Here is a 16,722-nt window from a genome sequence, read left to right on the forward strand (position 1 = left end):
TAATGATCTAGTAGAGGTGGCAAAATGAAAAAGGTCAATGTTGTTTATGCGCTTATATTTGATGAAGTAAATAATAGTGTCTTAATGGTACAAAATGAAAATGGTGTTTGGACCTTACCTGGTGGTGCAGTAGAAGAAAATGAAACGTTAAAACAAGCAGTAGTACGAGAGGCGTTTGAGGAAACAGGTTTAGAAGTGGAAGTAGGTAATATTGTCGCGATTAATGAAGCTTTTTTTCCTGAAAGAGGACATCATGCGATTTTGATTACATTTAGCGCGAGAATAATCGGTGGTGATTTAGTAATTTCACATGAAGAGGAAATCCTACAAATTAAGTGGATTGATCTTCAAACTGCAAATCAATTAATGCCCTATCATAAGTCAGGAATCGAAAAATTATTAGAGTCATCTGTTCCTTATATATTTCAAGGGTAAATAAATTAGATAATTTTATTAGAGACTAGGTGGGACTACTAAGTGACTTAGTCTCTTAAAATCGTTCTTGTCTCCTAACCCCCTGCCTTTAATCCTGCCTTTTTTGTCTTGTATAAGTGCTTAAAAGACTATAACATAGTAATATTATGGCATAATAAAAGAAAGTCAAATTAATAAATAGAATCAGGAGCAGTAAAATGATTATCAATAATGAACAAGAATTAGAAGCTTTAAAAAAGATAGGCCGTATCGTAGCGTTAGCGAGAGAAGAAATGAAGGCAAGAGCTGTCGTTGGAATGACAACAAAAGAATTAGATGAAATCGGTAGAAAAGTTTTAGAAGAGCATGGTGCAACTTCAGCGCCACAAAAAGAGTATGATTTTCCTGGCACAACATGTATTAGTGTTAATGAAGAAGTAGCTCATGGCATTCCAGGAGACAGAGTACTTCAAGATGGTGATTTAGTTAATGTCGATGTGTCAGCAGCATTAGATGGATACTATGCAGACACTGGAATCTCTTTCGTAGTTGGGAAAGGTGATTTACTAAAAGAGAAGCTTTGTAAAGTTGCAGAAGATGCATTTTGGGCTGCAATGAAAAAAACAAAAGCAGGTTCAAAGCAAAACCAAATTGGAAGAGCAGTATATAATGAAGCAAGTAAAAATGGTTTAAATGTAATTGAAAATCTAACAGGCCACGGAATTGGAAAAAGCCTTCACGAAAGCCCACAACATATATTAAGTTATTTCGATCCAATGGATAAAGCCTTATTAAAGGACGGTCTTGTATTAGCAGTAGAGCCATTTATCTCTGCAAATGCAGACCACATTATCGAGTCAGGAGATGGCTGGACATTTGTGACGCCAGATAAGAGTTTAGTTGCCCAATGCGAACATACAATTGTTGTAACAAAAGGTGAGCCAATAATCTTAACTCAGATTTAAGAAATAGGAAAAGCGAAGAATTTAAGTTCTTCGCTTTTCTTTTTCTGGTTACACTTGCTTAGAATAATTTAACTCCCAAGTAAATCCATTTTTATCCTTTACTACAGCAAATCTAGAATTCCAAAATGTGTCTTGAAGCTCCATATGTATTTCTCCGTCTTTTGATAACTTTTCATAAATTGAATTAATTTCATCTTCAGAGCTCATGTCAAGCGTTGTCCAAACATTATCACCTTTAATTAATGGTCTAAAAGCATCTGCAAAATAAATTACACAGTTTTCATTGATATGTAATTCTGCGTGTATGTATTTTCCTTCGTGCCCTTTAAACATTTCCATACCATCGCCGGTTTGTGTGTTTTTAATTTCTCCACCAAAGATTTGTTTGTAGTACTCCAGTTCTTCTTTACAGTTTTCAACGTAAATATGAGGTAAAATCTTTTTCATTTTTTTCTCCTCTTTCATTTGAATATTTATGTATGAATTGCGAACAATAACTCACAGTTTTAAGTATAGCCAAATAGAATAGGTATTGTGCTAAAAGTTAAAATATTTTATAATTTAAATAAATTTAAGTTCGAAAGGGAGGTGTAGAAAAGATGTTACGTTTTCAAATGGTTTGCGCACAAATGATAGAATTTTTATATTATTGTCGTGCAAAATTTGCGTTTTTAGCTGTTAACAGGATACGTCTGTCCATTTTTAACAAATTAACAACTCAAATAAAACGAAAACGTACTCTTTCCTACGACTTCAATTGATAAAATAATCGTGTGATTACACACTTCTATTTAAATCATTTTTTAAGCCATGGATGGGTTCATTAGTCTATGGCTTTTTTCTATGGATTGGTACGGAAGATAGAAGGAGATTTAATCATGATTGCATGTAGTATAGAAAAAATTTCAAAAATGTTTGGTGGAAATTCACTTTTTACGGAATTATCATTTCAAATACATCAAGGTAGCCGTGTAGGTTTAGTGGGAGCAAATGGAAGCGGTAAAACTAGTATTTTTAAACTTTTAACTGGTATAGAAGCACCTGACACTGGTTCAATTCATTTTAAAAAAGGATTAAAAACGGGGTACTTAGCTCAAATTCCTGTGTTTCCAGATGAGATGACTAGTAGGGATGTATTATTAACGGTTTTTGAAGAATTACGAAAAATAGAAAATGAAATGAAGCAATTAGAAATAAAGATGTCTAATACGGTAGATGAACGTACCTTAGAACAATTGCTAGTAAGTTATGGATCATTACAAGAGAAATTTAGTAACAACGGTGGTTACGAAATGGAAGCTTCACTTGCAAAAATTACAAATGGATTAGGTATCACCGACTTACTTACAAAACAATTTACTTCTTTAAGTGGTGGAGAAAAAACAAAAATTGGATTAGGGATCGTCCTTTTACAACAACCTGATTTACTATTACTCGATGAACCAACGAATCACCTGGATTTATCCGCTATTGAGTGGTTAGGTTCATACTTAAAGGAGTATGAAGGAACGATTATTGTCATTTCGCATGATCGCTATTTTTTAGATGAAGTAGTCAATCATATTTTAGAATTAGAAGATGGTGAAATTAACGTCTACCATACGAATTATTCACAATATGTTATTCAAAAAGAAGAAAGATTACTCAAAGAGTTCCAGGCCTATGAAGAGCAGCAAAAGAAGATACAAAAAATGAAAGAAACAATCAAACGCTTAAGAGAATGGGCTAATCAAGCAAATCCACCGAATGCCGGTTTGCATAGAAGAGCTAGAAGTATGGAAAAAGCGCTTGAACGAATTGAGAGATTAAAACGCCCGATATTACAAAAAAAGAAAATGGCATTTCAGTTAGAGGAATCTGGTCGTAGTGGAAAAGATGTAATTGTTGCAGAAAATCTTTCGAAATCATTTGCGGACAAAGTTTTATTTAATCAGCTTAACTTCTCATTATACTATGGCGAAAGAGCAGTTATTGTAGGAGATAATGGGACGGGTAAATCAACTTTGTTGAAGATGATTTTAGGTCAGTCATCAATCGACGAAGGAAAAATAAAACTGGGTAGTAACGTAAAAATCGGTTATTTATCACAACATTACGAACCAGTTCATTTGGATCACACAGTACTTCAGGAATTCAAAGAAGAAGTACATGTTACAGAAGGTGAAGCACGTAATATATTAGCTGGCTTTTTATTTTATGGCTATATGGTCTATCGTAAAGTAAGTCAACTTAGTGGTGGAGAGAGAATGAGATTAAGATTGGCTCAACTTATGTATCAAGATATTAATTTATTAATCGTAGATGAGCCTACTAACCATTTAGATATTGAATCTCGAGAAGTATTAGAAGACGCACTTGAAAAATTCAAAGGAACGATTCTTTCTGTCTCGCATGACCGTTATTTCATTAACAAGCTATTTTCAAAAATTTATTGGCTAGACAATGGTGGTCTTTTCGAATTTATTGATGAATACCATATTGCTAAAGAAAAAATGACTATTTATCGAAATAATCGAGAAAAAGAAAAAGTAATCAAAACAAATTCGTATTCTAAACCGATAAAATCGAAAACAAAAATGCGAAGGATAGAAGACATTGAAAATGAAATCTATTCTTTAGAAGAAACAATCAGTGAAATCAATAAACAAATGTTGCTTGAAATTGATCTAAACATTTTACAGAATTATCAGCGAGAACTTGAAGAATTAGACTTAAAAAGTATTGCTTTATATAAAGAACTTGAAGAATGGATTGAATAAGAAATTATGGTAAGTGTTTAATATAGGATTCATCTAAACTTATAGGCAAAAACATCAATTAAATAAATGAGGCAAAGTACTTGCTCGTGCCTTGAATAGAATTAATAAGTTATAGGGATATGATTCTATTGAGGTGGTGAGTATATGATTTATGATGAACTATATAGCAGATATCCTGGACCGGGATATGCACAACCAGGACATGGACCAGGTCAAGGACATGGACCGGGTCAAGGACAGGGACACGGTCCAGGATATGGACCAGGTCAAGGACATGGACCAGGACACGGACCAGGACATGGACCAGGACATGGGCCAGGACACGGACCAGGACATGGACCAGGACACGGACCAGGACATGGACCAGGACATGGACCAGGACACGGACCAGGACATGGACCAGGACACGGACCAGGACATGGACCAGGACATGGACCAGGACACGGACCAGGACATGGACCAGGACACGGACCAGGACATGGACCAGGACATGGACCAGGACACGGACCAGGACATGGACCAGGACACGGACCAGGACATGGACCAGGACATGGACCAGGACACGGACCAGGACATGGACCAGGACACGGACCAGGACATGGACCAGGACATGGACCAGGACACGGACCAGGACATGGACCAGGACACGGACCAGGACATGGACCAGGACATGGACCAGGACACGGACCAGGACATGGACCAGGACACGGACCAGGACATGGACCAGGACATGGACCAGGACACGGACCAGGACATGGACCAGGACACGGACCAGGACATGGACCAGGACATGGACCAGGACACGGACCAGGACATGGACCAGGACACGGACCAGGACATGGACCAGGACATGGACCAGGACACGGACCAGGACATGGACCAGGACACGGACCAGGACATGGACCAGGACATGGACCAGGACACGGACCAGGACATGGACCATGGCACGGACCGGGACATGGGTTTCCAGGACCAGGAGGTTTTTGGTCAGGCGGATATTATATCCTACATGGTAGAAGATGGTATTTTATTCCTGGAGTCGGATGGGTTGTTGTATTATAAAAAATAATTTAGCTGATTATCTTTTTAATCAGCTCTTACATAATTAATCGAAAAAAATTACTTAATTAGAAGATCAAAATGGGAAAAGTTATTAAATTTGAGGTTCAAGTGCCAAATATTGAACAAGCAATCGATTTTTATTCTAAGAGTTTTGAGTGGAAATTTACAAAAATGCCTGGTCAACATAATTATTATTTTATTCAAACTAGAGAATCAACTGACAAAGGGATTGATGGTGGATTAATGCTCTCACCTGATGGTCAAACCTGTACAACGAATTCAATCGATGTTGCTTCAATCGATAAAGCGATGGAACAAGTTATAAATAATGGTGGACAAATAGTAGTTCCTAAAACAGCTATACCTCAAATGGGTTATTTCGCCTATTTTATTGATAACCAAGGTTTACTTTTTGGACTTTCAGAAGAGAACACTAACGCTTAAGTAAGCAATAAAGAAAAAATACCAGTATCCATCCGATTGGATAACTGGTATTTTTATTAATTTCACTAGAAAGTATAAATTGACAGCGCAGAAGAAAACTCGACGTTAGTTGCCAATTTTAGGAATTAAGTATAAGTGCAACTACGCACCTGTCTTCACCTAAAGGCTCGCCAATCGGCTAGTTTTCTTTATTTTCAACTTCAAAAACAATTCCGCCTTGCTTTCTCGCAGATTCAGTTACTGTTAAAACTAGCTTGCTAAGTTCTTTTAAGTTTTCATATTCTGTTTGATTTGATTCTTTTATAATTCTAGTAATATTTTGGATTTCATATAGCATATCATTTGGTACTTGGCTAACTTCCAATGACTCACGTTGCTTTGATTTATGGTTAATCAAAGTAATTTTTGAAATTGGAGATGGTTTATCAAGAACTAAAGATCCAATTTCACCTGAAATTTCACTTTCAATATATGATTGAGAGACTTTAGAGCATTGGATACTGCAAGTAAAATTTTCATAATTTAAAACTAATGTTCCACTACCATCAATTCCAGTACGCAATTTAACAGGTGTATAATTTACTGAGGCTGGTTTTCCAAATAAACCAATCGCTACATAAATTGGATAAACACCTAAATCAACTAATGCTCCACCAGAAAATTCTGGAGAGAATACATTTGGATTCTCACCTCTAAGGAAGGCATCATATTTAGAAGAATATTGTAAATAATGCAGATTGGCACTTCTAATTTGGCCGATTTTTTCTAGACCTGCTTTTAAAGCTGTAAAGTTTGGTGAATGGAAGTTACGAATTGCTTCAAATAAATAAACTCCATTTTCTTCTGCAACTTTAAAGGCATGATCTAATTCATTAATGGTTGAGAAAATTGGTTTTTCACAAATGACATGTTTTTTATTTTTTAATAATAAAATGGTTTGTTCATAGTGCAATGAGTTCGGTGATGCTATGTATACTACGTCGATATCAGGGCTTGTTGCTAACTCATCAATATTCGTAAAAAACTTAGGAGCGTTGTGCTTTGTAGCAAATGCTCTTGCGGTTTCTTCATTTCTAGAATAGATCGCAGTTAAATTAAGCAATTTACTATCCTTTGAAGCTTCGATAAAACTTTCTGTAATCCAGCTTGTTCCAATGGTACCTAAATTCATTTTTTCAACTCCTAAAAAATAATTGGTTAACTTTATCTTTACAATCCTAATCGAAAGATATGTTAAAATAAAGTAAAATACATCGAAGGAAGTGACATTTTATGAAGAAAATTTGTGTTTATGCTGGTTCAAATCTTGGGAATAGAGAGTCATTTAGTCTTCAAGCAAAAAAACTAGGTGCCTTATTTGCTAGTAATAATATAGATTTAATATACGGTGGATCAAGACTAGGGATTATGGCAGAAATCGCAAATGAAGTATTAAAACAAGGTGGAAATGTCATTGGCATTATGCCTGGTGGATTATTTCGTGGAGAGGTTGCCCATAAAGGGCTAACGCAATTCATTGAGACAGAATCAATGCATGAGCGTAAAGCTTTAATGAACGAGATGTCCGATGGGTTTATTGCACTGCCGGGTGGAATTGGTACTTTCGATGAATTATTTGAAATTATTTGTTGGGCACAAATTGGAATCCACAATAAGCCAATCGGTTTATTGAATGTTGATAACTTCTTTAGCCCTGTGTTAGATTTGCTTAAACATGCTGTAAAAGAAGGATTTATGAACGAAAATACACTTTCATTATTTGTTGTTGCAGAAAATGCAGACGACCTACTAAAACTAATGCAAAACTATGAGCCACCTGTTATGCAAAATAAATGGAAGCAATTAGAAGGCAAATAAGTTTTTTGCAATTTGTCTACCCACATTTTTGTGGGTTTTTTGCGTTTTATTATGAGTTTTAATCAAATTCTTACCGATTTAGAGAGATTCATATTAGAGGTCATAACTAGATCAATTGCTCCACACTATCTATTAACGAAGTTCACAACTTTATCAACAGTGTTCTATATATGTTCAAACTTTTCAGTCTGATTTCACTAGTTATCAACACACCAAAATCCATCTGAATTTTACTCTAATGACTTTATGAGTAAAAATCACTACTTTATAAACATTGTTCACAACTTTATCAACAAAGCTCACGTTATGTCCGCATTCTATCCACAACTAACATTTTGCATAAAAAAAAGGGCTCTTTATGAGAGCATCCCTTTTATCATCAATTTTCTTGCTTTCTTCTATTTTTAAACCATTTTGCTGGGCTCAATTTTTTACGATAGTTCGTCATAACATCTTTACCTACAAATACTCCACCAATCCAAAACATTCCTTCTCCAAGAATAACTAATAGAGCGATCAGACCAGCTTTTAAGCTCCCAGAAACAGGTAAAAAAGGTAAGGCAAAGATTAATAAATATGGGATAAATGAGCCAAATACTAAGTAATATGGTATTCTTTTCATAAAGTTCTCCTTTCAATTCCTTCCATGAGAATAGCATTAATTATTGAGAAAAGGAAGGGGAAAACTTAATAGTTAATAAGAGATAATTGCAGAAATAGGAGGCCTCAAGATGAATCGAGATATTGTTCTTGAGCTAAAAAGTGTAAATAAGACGATTAGCAATCAAAAGATTATTAAAGATATTAGTTTTGAGTTATATAAAGGTGAAGTTTTAGGTTTACTTGGGCCAAATGGTTCAGGGAAAACTACGACTATGCGAATGATTGTTGGACTTATGAGTATCACGAGTGGTGAGATTTATATCCAAGGTAATTCGATTAAGGAAAACTTTAAAGAATCGATTAAACATATCGGAGCAATGATTGAAACTCCTGCATTTTATCCTTTTTATAGTGGGTATAAAAATCTAATGTATTTTGCTCGAATGTTAGAAGGTGTTTCAAAGGAGAGAGTTCTTGAGGTTATTGATTTACTTGGACTTTCGAGTGCTATACATAAAAAGTTTTCAACCTATTCCTTAGGGATGAAGCAAAGATTAGGAATTGCTCAAGCGTTATTACATAATCCCTCAATTTTAATTTTAGATGAGCCAACTAATGGATTGGACCCGGCTGGAGTGAGAGAAATCCGTGATTATTTAAAACGTATTGCTGAGGTCGAACAAACAGCAATCCTACTATCTAGTCATCTATTATCTGAAATAGAATTGATTTGTGATCGCTCAATCATTATTCAAAATGGTCAATTTGTTGAATCAATTGAGCTGAATGATAAAAGTGGAGAGAGCTTATTTATAGAAATAGTTGTAAAAAGCACGAAAGCTTTTGAAAGTAGTTTTACAAATAGAGATAACAAGTACAAATTTGACATTATTAATGATCAATCAATTATTTTTGAAATTGATGAGGAAGAGATTCCTTCATTAATGAAAGAGTTGGTACTGGCAGGAATTGAGATTTATTATGTAACTCGTAAAAAAGAAAGGTTAGAAGATTTGTTCATTCAATTGACAGGAGGAAATGTCATTGAGTAATTTTTTTCGATTAATTGAGAACGAATTACGTAAAATATTCGTTCAAAAATCATTTATCATAACGTTAATTTTACTATTTATCCCAATTATTGTTCTAGGAAGATGGGATTATGTGGAAAAGGAAAGCGGAGCAGCTAAAGCTGAAAACTGGAGAACAGAATTAAAGATAGAAAATAAAAAGATAGAAGAAGTATTAGCAGAGCAAAACTCTTCCGACTTACCAGCATTTGCAAAAGAACAAAAAGAGACATATGAGATCAATAAGTATCGTCTTGCACATAATATTTCACCAATTCAACAACACACTGTGTTGGACTTTATGAAAAAAGGTGCGGTCGTAACGAACTTTATTGGAATCCTTCTTATTTATTTTGCAAGTAATATGATGTCAAAAGAGCATCAATGGAAAACGATTAATTTCTTGCTCGTTAAACCATCAACAAGACGAATGATCTATTATGCAAAATTTTTAAGTTTGGTAATATTATATTTCATCTTTTCTTTTGCAATCATTATCTACTCATTTATTATAGGTAGTGCATTAAACGGTTTAAATTTTAGTACACAACCGGTATTACAATATGTAAATAACCATGTAGTAGAGCAAGGTATTTTACCAAGTTTACTAAACGATTATTTAATTAATCTACTACCATACTTGTTCTTTGTTGCCGTTGCTTACTTCTTATCAACAGTTTTAAGGACAAGCAGTATTTCTTTGCTAATAAGCATAATCCTACTAGCAACTTCAGATGTGATAGCAACATTATTAAGAACAAAAAGCTGGTCTAAGTTTTTACCATTTATGCACACTGATTTAACGGTTTACACAAAGGGGATCAATATAGAAAACGGCATGAGAATTGAATTTTCTATAGCAGTATTGGTAATTTATATTTTGATATTTCTTGTTACTGCTGGTGAGCTCTTTAAGAAGAGAGACGTTGCTGGGCAATAGAAAAAAAGGATAAGGTACATGCCTTATCCTTTTTTTCTATTCTTATCTCTCCTTCAGCAATGATCCGTATGGAATAGTGTTAGTAGTAGATGTTTTATAAATCGAGCAGACATTGACTTGTGCAGATTTGTTATATTCCCATTTTAGACATGCTTTTTGGTTGTATTCTACAGATGAATCAGTTGTGAAAAAAATAGTTGCTAGACTGAAAATGGTAAATCCACCTATTAGGCCTCGCTTAATTTCGTCGCAATTTTCTTTAAACCATAGAATAGTTTTGCGCATATACTCCTCCAAGAGTTTAAAATATAGATAAGTAATTCATTGTATGAACAAAAAGTGTAAGATAATACAAATCTATGGATAAGTTTACTTAGAAGAATATTCCAAAAAAAAAAGACATCTTTGCTCAAGCAAAGATGCCTCTTTTTTAGTCCTCTTGTTTCAGTAATCCATATAAGAATAAATTCATAATTTCATCTACTACTTCTTTTTGTTGGATATATTGTGAGGTTGTTTGGTCCATATTTAAAAAAGCTTGGCTCAAGACTTGGATATAGATTAATAATGTTTGGTTTTGAACCTCATTTCGAACTAAACCTAGTGAACGTCCTTCATCGATTAGTGAAATTAGCAATTTGAATGATTTGTTCATTGTAAATTCTAAAACTAATTCTTGAAGTTCAGGGTCTTTTTTCATTAATGCTGTAAACATTTCAAGATTAATTATATCAAGACCGTTTTTCTTACGAATAAATAATTCCTTGATTTTTTCATTAAAAGGAATATCACTTGAAAGCATTTGTTTTGTTTCTTCGTATTGATGATCCATTAATCGAATAATTGTAGCTTTTAGTAGGGCTTCTTTACTACCGTAATAATTGTAAATTGATACTTGTGATACATTCGCTAATTTTGCAATATCTGCTATTTTTATATCATTTAATGGTAATGACAATAATTTAGTTGTACTTTTTTCAATGCTCTCCATCTTCTGCAGAGTTCGTTTTTTATATCCGTCCAAAATAGATACCTCCGTCATTATCTATACAATAGTATATCATGTTTTGAAATATTTTATTAAAATTATTTCAAAACATATTCTCTTTTTTAGAATTGAGGTATATACTAGTTTTGTAATAATCACAACGAAATATTTCAAAACAAAGCGGGAGGTTCATTTATGTACGCGATTGAAATTAATAATTTAACGAAGACCTATGGTAATTCAAGGGGAATCACGGATATAAGTTTCAATATAGAAGAGGGAGAAATATTCGGATTCATTGGTCCAAATGGTGCAGGTAAATCAACTACAATTCGTACTTTACTTTCGTTAATTTATCCTACGAGTGGTAGTGCTAAAATATTTGGAAAGGACTGTGTACAGTTTGCTCCAGAAATAAAAAAAGAAATCGGTTATTTGCCATCTGAAGTTTTTTACTATGACAATATGAAAGTGATGGATTTGTTAAAATACTCAGCTAGTTTTTATAAAAAAGATTGCACGAAAAGAATAAAAGAATTAGCTGAAGTAATGGACCTTGATTTAACGAAGAAAATTGATGATTTATCTTTAGGTAATAAAAAGAAGGTAGGGATTGTCCAGGGATTACTTCATGAACCGAAGTTAATCATATTGGATGAACCGACAAGTGGTCTTGATCCTTTAATGCAACAAAGATTTTTTGATTTATTAGAGGAGGAAAATAAAAAAGGAGCAACGATTTTATTTTCATCTCACATTTTAAGTGAAGTTCAGCGTTTATGTGATCGAGTTGCAATAATTAAAGAAGGTAAGATTGTTACAGTAGAAAAAATAAGCACATTACAAGAAAACAATTACAAACGATTTAAAATTGATATTCAAAACGGAGTAGATCCAAATTTCTTCAATATGCCAGGTGTAAATAATATTGAAATCAAAGGTAAAACGATTAGCTTTATTTTTAAAGGCAATATAAATATAGTTTTAAAGAAAATAGCGGAAATAGAAATTGAAAATTTATGGATTGAAGAGCCTGACCTGGAGGAAATTTTCTTACATTATTATGAAAAGGAGGCCTAATAAGCAATGAATATTTTTTTACACGAATTAAAGGCTTATCGGAAATCCACCTTTATTTGGACGGCTTCTTTAATGGCAATCGTCGTTTTTTTCTTATCTTTATTCCCGGCTATTGCAAAGGACTATGTAGAATTCTCAAAAGTGTTGGAAGGTTATCCTGAAGGAGTAAGAAAAGCACTTGGACTTGAAATTGAGAGCTTTGGGAATGTTTTAGGATTTTATTCCTATGTATTTATTTATATTTCTCTTTGTGGAGCGATTCAAGCCATGATTTTAGGTACTTCAATTATTTCAAAAGAAGTACGTGAGAAAACAGCGGATTTTCTTTTAACAAAACCAGTAACTAGAACAAAAGTTATGACTTCAAAGATTTTTGCAGGTGTTGTTTCTTTAGCGATTACAAATGTATTTTATTTTGTAGCAACTATTATAATGGCTCAGCATGTAAGAACGGGGGATTATAGTAGTAAGACAATTATATTACTCTCTATTTCGTTGTTTATTACACAGCTACTATTTTTTGGAATAGGCATTTTATTATCAGTTGTATTTCCAAAGATCAAAGCAGTACTATCAATTTCACTTGCTATTGTATTTGGATTTTTTGTAATTGGAATGGTAGTGGCTACAGATGAAAGCAATGCAAAACGTTTTCTTTCACCTTTTAAATATTTTGAACCGAAATATATAATTGCTCATTCAAAATTTGAAGCTCAATTTTTGATTGTGTCGGTTGGAATTATCTTCGCTTCAATCATTGCGAGCTACGTGATTTATAAGAAAAGGGATGTTCACGCGGTATAACTTATAGGAAAGGTAGGTTGGAAATGAATATATTTTTAAGAGAAATGAAGACATATCGTAAATCGATTATTTTTTGGTGTATCGGAATTGTTTTTTTAGTAGGTAGTGGAATGGCAAAATATAAAGCTACAGCTTCGAATGGTCAAATAACTGAACTTTTTAATCAAATGCCGAAATCTCTTCAAGCTATAATGGGCTCAGGAGCACTAGATTTATCAAAGGCAAGCGGATATTTTGGCATCTTAGTTTTATATTTATATTTAATGGCAACGATTCATGCGGCAATGCTAGGCGCTAATATAATTGCTAAAGAAGAGCGAGATAAAACAGCAGAGTTTTTATTTGTAAAACCTATTTCTAGAATTAAGATCATAACTTTTAAATTAATGAGTGCTCTAGTAAACATCCTTATTTTTAACGGTATTACTTGGATATCCAGTGTACTAATAGTAGGAAAGTATAGTAAAGGTGAAAATGTAAATGGTGATATAGGTGTGGTAATGGTCGGGATGTTTATTTTACAGCTATTATTTTTAGTAATAGGTTCGGCTATAGCTGCAGTTTGTAAAAATTCGAAAAAGGCTGCCTCTTATGCAACTGGTATTCTATTAATCACATTTATAATATCAATTGCAATTGATTTGAATGATCAGATTGAAGGGTTGAAATATCTTACACCGTTTAAGTACTTTGAGGCGAAGGATATTATGTATGGTGGAGGATTTAATGGTATTTATACAACTATTTCGATCGGATTAATCATGATATTAACTATTGTCACGTATGTTTCGTTTAAGAAACGGGACTTACATTTGTAAGGAAAAGCAATTAAATAGAAGAATAAATTGTGTCAAAATCTAAGATAGGGATATTTTGGATTTGTTGACACTTTTTTTATTAAATATTATATTCAGAAAATATTGACATATATTATTAATCGCAATACCTTTAATATAGTAGGTTATTTCTTGCAAGGGGGAAAAAAAGGGGATGTTTCAACCAACAAAAGAATTTGCAGAATTTCTAGATCAAAAAGATTCATTATCAAATTATCGTAGTGAGTTCTACTTACAACCAGGTACAATCTATTTAGATGGAAATTCTTTAGGACTGCTTTCAAAAAGAGCAGAACAAAGTTTACTAGATTTATTAGATTCATGGAAGACACTTGCAATCGATGGATGGATGCAGGGCGATCATCCATGGTATTATTTTGCAGAAAAATTGGGAGCATTAAGTGCACCGTTAGTAGGGGCAAAAGAGAATGAAGTCATTGTAACTGGTTCAACAACTACAAATCTTCATCAATTAATTGCATCTTTTTATCACCCAAATGGTCAAAAAACGAAAATATTAGCGGATGAATTAAACTTTCCGTCAGATATTTATGCTATTCAAAGTCAATTAAAATTAAAGGGCTTTGATCCAGCAACTCACTTAATTCAAGTTAAAAGCCGTGATGGTCGAACAATTAGAGAAGAAGATATTATTGAAGCAATGACTGATGAAATTGCCTTAATTATTCTTCCAACTGTTTTATACCGAAGCGGTCAATTATTAGATATAGAGAGATTAACAAAAGCTGCACATGAGCGTGGAATAACAATTGGTTTTGATGGATGCCATTCTGTTGGCGCAATCCCTCATCAGTTCCATGAATGGGACGTGGATTTTGCTTATTGGTGTAATTATAAGTATTTAAATAGTGGACCAGGTGGAGTGGGAAGCCTATTCGTTCACGAAAAGCATTTTGGAACTATGCCTGGATTAGCTGGTTGGTTCGGCTCAAATAAAGAAAAGCAGTTTGATATGAAGCATGATTTTGTCCCGTCTGATACAGTTGGTGCTTATCAAATCGGTACCCCGCATATTTTAAGCATGGCACCGCTTGTTGGCTCACTTGAAATGTATAAAGAAGCTACAATTGAGAGAATTCGCGAAAAGTCTTTACACAGTACAGCTTATTTAATGAGCTTAATCAATGAAGAATTAAGTGACTTTGATTTTACAATTGGTAATCCACTCGAGGATTCATATCGAGGTGGACATGTTTGTCTTGAACACGATGATGCAGCAAGGATTTGTAAAGCATTAAAGTTAAATGGAATTGTTCCTGACTTTAGAGCACCAAACGTAATCAGATTAGCACCAATCGCATTTTATACTTCTTATGTTGATGTTTGGAATAGTGTACAAATCTTAAAGAAAATCATGGTTGAGAAACAATATGAACAGTTTAAGAATGAACGAGAAATCATCGCTTAGGAGTTGTAAGCCAATGACGTTAATCGATATATCAAGAAGACTTGAAGATGGTATGCCTGTATGGCCAGGTGATACGAGTTTTTCATTCCAATTGAGTTGGACAAAAGAAGAAAGTGGCTCTGTTAATGTTGGTAAGTTAACTTTAAGTACTCACACAGGAACGCATATTGATGCGCCATTTCATTTTGATGAAAATGGTAAGAGAGTCATAGATTTAGATCCTAATTTATATGTAGGGAATGCAAAAGTAATCGAGCTGATTGAAGTAGATAGCATTAAAAAGTCGGATTTAGAAACTTTTCAATTCGATGGTGTAGAACGTTTGTTAATTAAAACAAATTCATGGAAAAATGATAGCGTTTTCCCAGAGAGAATTCCACATATTGAAAAGGATGCAGCAGAGTTCTTACATGAAAAAGGCGTTAAATTAGTTGGAGTAGATGTACCTTCAGTAGACCCACTTGATAGTAAGGAACTAGAAGCACATCATGCTCTTCATCATGCCGGTATTCATATTCTCGAATCGATTGATTTAAGAAATGTAACTCCAGGTGAATATGAACTTATTGCATTACCGCTACCATTAACAGATGCAGATGGTAGTCCAGTACGAGCAGTTTTACGTAAATTAGTTTAGGGGGAAAATGGAAATGACACAAGAGCAAAAAAAACTGACAGATTACGAGAAGTATATTCGAACAGAAGAATTATTAAGTTTACAAAAAGCTGACGAAGAATTATTTTGTCCAGATGAATTAACGTTTCAAACGGTTCATCAAATTGCTGAGTTACATTTTAAATTAATCATCCAATCTATTCATTTTGCAGATAAACATATGCGTGCAAAAGAGATTACGAAAGCATCACATCACTTACAACGCATTAATAATCACCTAGTACATTTACCAGCAGTTTTTGATATGGTGAAACTAGTAAGTCCAAGTGACTATCATATAATTCGTTTAGCTTTAGGAAGAGGTAGCGGCCAAGATTCTCCAGGATTTAATGAAATCTTAAAATTAGGTCCAACACTTTGGCAGCCTTTTAAAGAATTATTAGATGAAAATTTACTTACACCTGTTCAATTACATCAAGATGCAGCTAAAAACTTTGAGTTATTCCAATTAATGCAAGAATTGACTTGCTTCGATGAAAGATTCCAATCATTCCGCAGACAACATATTCAACTTGTTCGTCGCATGATTGGTATGAATACAAAGAGCTTAAAAGGAGTACCAGCAGAAGCATTAGAACGTGCTGTACGATTTGAATTTTATCCTGAATTATGGCAAACGGTTTGTGATTTAACAGATTTAACGGGATCAAGCTATAATCCAAAGCCACTTTAATTAAAGTGGTATAATAGGAAAAAAACAGATTCGATTATTCGGATCTGTTTTTTTTTACTTAAAATGGAAAAATTGCATTATGGGTATGATAAGCCCATAGATTTTTTATTAGAGCGGGGTGA

At 33.8% G+C, this 16,722-nt stretch carries 20 protein-coding genes; 15 read left to right on the top strand and 5 right to left on the bottom strand.

Annotation, left to right across the window (positions count from 1 at the left end):
• Positions 1-24 precede the first annotated feature (24 nt).
• Positions 25-435 carry an NUDIX hydrolase gene (locus tag EP747_RS11405; protein ID WP_129690009.1) on the top strand — a complete coding sequence of 137 codons (411 nt, stop codon included), beginning with the start codon at positions 25-27 and terminating at the stop codon, positions 433-435.
• 197 nt (positions 436-632) lie between these two features.
• Positions 633-1,379 (top strand): type I methionyl aminopeptidase, encoded by a 747-nt coding sequence (gene map / locus EP747_RS11410; RefSeq protein ID WP_129690011.1) that lies wholly within the window; start codon positions 633-635, stop codon positions 1,377-1,379.
• Positions 1,380-1,427: 48 nt separating this feature from the next.
• Here the strand turns inward: map and EP747_RS11415 are convergent, their stop codons facing one another.
• A complete protein-coding gene (locus tag EP747_RS11415) occupies positions 1,428-1,826 on the bottom strand; it encodes a VOC family protein (RefSeq protein WP_129690013.1) in 399 nt (132 codons plus the stop codon).
• Positions 1,827-2,008: 182 nt separating this feature from the next.
• On the opposite strand from EP747_RS11415, the gene EP747_RS25220 reads away from it, so the two are divergent.
• The 4 genes from EP747_RS25220 to EP747_RS11430 all read left to right on the top strand — a co-directional run bounded on the left by EP747_RS25220 (position 2,009) and on the right by EP747_RS11430 (position 5,644).
• The gene (locus EP747_RS25220) at positions 2,009-2,140 is read left to right on the top strand and encodes an RAxF-45 family protein (RefSeq protein WP_328590726.1); all 132 of its coding nucleotides are present in this window, start codon (positions 2,009-2,011) and stop codon (positions 2,138-2,140) included.
• 117 nt (positions 2,141-2,257) lie between these two features.
• Entirely contained in the window at positions 2,258-4,138 is a 1,881-nt protein-coding gene (gene abc-f / locus EP747_RS11420) for a ribosomal protection-like ABC-F family protein (RefSeq protein ID WP_129690015.1), read from the top strand.
• 144 nt (positions 4,139-4,282) lie between these two features.
• Positions 4,283-5,200 carry a hypothetical protein gene (locus tag EP747_RS11425; RefSeq protein ID WP_129690017.1) on the top strand — a complete coding sequence of 306 codons (918 nt, stop codon included), beginning with the start codon at positions 4,283-4,285 and terminating at the stop codon, positions 5,198-5,200.
• Between the two features lie 78 nt (positions 5,201-5,278).
• Entirely contained in the window at positions 5,279-5,644 is a 366-nt protein-coding gene (locus EP747_RS11430; protein ID WP_129690019.1) for a VOC family protein, read from the top strand.
• 178 nt (positions 5,645-5,822) lie between these two features.
• On the opposite strand, the gene EP747_RS11435 is transcribed toward EP747_RS11430, so the two are convergent.
• Positions 5,823-6,815: a Gfo/Idh/MocA family protein gene (locus EP747_RS11435; RefSeq protein ID WP_129690021.1), complete on the bottom strand. Its 993-nt coding sequence runs from the start codon at positions 6,813-6,815 to the stop codon at positions 5,823-5,825.
• A gap of 101 nt (positions 6,816-6,916) precedes the next feature.
• On the opposite strand from EP747_RS11435, the gene EP747_RS11440 reads away from it, so the two are divergent.
• The gene (locus EP747_RS11440; RefSeq protein ID WP_129690023.1) at positions 6,917-7,501 is read left to right on the top strand and encodes a TIGR00730 family Rossman fold protein; all 585 of its coding nucleotides are present in this window, start codon (positions 6,917-6,919) and stop codon (positions 7,499-7,501) included.
• 379 nt (positions 7,502-7,880) lie between these two features.
• Here the strand turns inward: EP747_RS11440 and EP747_RS11445 are convergent, their stop codons facing one another.
• Complete coding sequence (locus tag EP747_RS11445) at positions 7,881-8,123, bottom strand: transporter suffix domain-containing protein (protein ID WP_056468839.1); 243 nt, start codon at positions 8,121-8,123, stop codon at positions 7,881-7,883.
• A gap of 109 nt (positions 8,124-8,232) precedes the next feature.
• On the opposite strand from EP747_RS11445, the gene EP747_RS11450 reads away from it, so the two are divergent.
• Positions 8,233-9,156 carry an ABC transporter ATP-binding protein gene (locus EP747_RS11450; protein WP_129690025.1) on the top strand — a complete coding sequence of 308 codons (924 nt, stop codon included), beginning with the start codon at positions 8,233-8,235 and terminating at the stop codon, positions 9,154-9,156.
• Complete coding sequence (locus tag EP747_RS11455; protein WP_165346999.1) at positions 9,149-10,114, top strand: ABC transporter permease; 966 nt, start codon at positions 9,149-9,151, stop codon at positions 10,112-10,114. The genes EP747_RS11450 and EP747_RS11455 overlap by 8 nt, the downstream gene beginning before the upstream one ends.
• A 42-nt stretch (positions 10,115-10,156) precedes the next feature.
• On the opposite strand, the gene EP747_RS11460 is transcribed toward EP747_RS11455, so the two are convergent.
• Together EP747_RS11460 and EP747_RS11465 are read right to left on the bottom strand one after the other, a co-directional pair.
• Positions 10,157-10,399, bottom strand: coding sequence for a hypothetical protein (locus EP747_RS11460; protein WP_129690029.1), 243 nt, complete (start codon positions 10,397-10,399; stop codon positions 10,157-10,159).
• A 145-nt stretch (positions 10,400-10,544) separates the two neighbouring features.
• Positions 10,545-11,138, bottom strand: coding sequence for a TetR/AcrR family transcriptional regulator (locus EP747_RS11465; protein WP_165347001.1), 594 nt, complete (start codon positions 11,136-11,138; stop codon positions 10,545-10,547).
• Between the two features lie 159 nt (positions 11,139-11,297).
• Between EP747_RS11465 and EP747_RS11470 the strand changes: the two genes are divergently transcribed.
• The 6 genes from EP747_RS11470 to EP747_RS11495 all read left to right on the top strand — a co-directional run bounded on the left by EP747_RS11470 (position 11,298) and on the right by EP747_RS11495 (position 16,600).
• Positions 11,298-12,182 (top strand): ABC transporter ATP-binding protein, encoded by an 885-nt coding sequence (locus EP747_RS11470; RefSeq protein ID WP_129690033.1) that lies wholly within the window; start codon positions 11,298-11,300, stop codon positions 12,180-12,182.
• Positions 12,183-12,188: 6 nt separating this feature from the next.
• The gene (locus tag EP747_RS11475) at positions 12,189-12,986 is read left to right on the top strand and encodes an ABC transporter permease subunit (RefSeq protein ID WP_129690035.1); all 798 of its coding nucleotides are present in this window, start codon (positions 12,189-12,191) and stop codon (positions 12,984-12,986) included.
• A gap of 23 nt (positions 12,987-13,009) precedes the next feature.
• Positions 13,010-13,804 carry an ABC transporter permease subunit gene (locus tag EP747_RS11480; protein WP_129690037.1) on the top strand — a complete coding sequence of 265 codons (795 nt, stop codon included), beginning with the start codon at positions 13,010-13,012 and terminating at the stop codon, positions 13,802-13,804.
• A 172-nt stretch (positions 13,805-13,976) separates the two neighbouring features.
• Positions 13,977-15,251, top strand: coding sequence for a kynureninase (gene kynU / locus EP747_RS11485; RefSeq protein ID WP_129690039.1), 1,275 nt, complete (start codon positions 13,977-13,979; stop codon positions 15,249-15,251).
• Positions 15,252-15,264: 13 nt separating this feature from the next.
• A complete protein-coding gene (gene kynB / locus EP747_RS11490) occupies positions 15,265-15,888 on the top strand; it encodes an arylformamidase (RefSeq protein WP_129690041.1) in 624 nt (207 codons plus the stop codon).
• A 13-nt stretch (positions 15,889-15,901) separates the two neighbouring features.
• The gene (locus EP747_RS11495) at positions 15,902-16,600 is read left to right on the top strand and encodes a tryptophan 2,3-dioxygenase family protein (protein WP_129690043.1); all 699 of its coding nucleotides are present in this window, start codon (positions 15,902-15,904) and stop codon (positions 16,598-16,600) included.
• Positions 16,601-16,722: the final 122 nt, after the last annotated feature.

It is taken from the genome of Gottfriedia acidiceleris (assembly GCF_004138285.1).
GTDB classification, from domain to species: domain Bacteria; phylum Bacillota; class Bacilli; order Bacillales; family Bacillaceae_G; genus Gottfriedia; species Gottfriedia acidiceleris_A.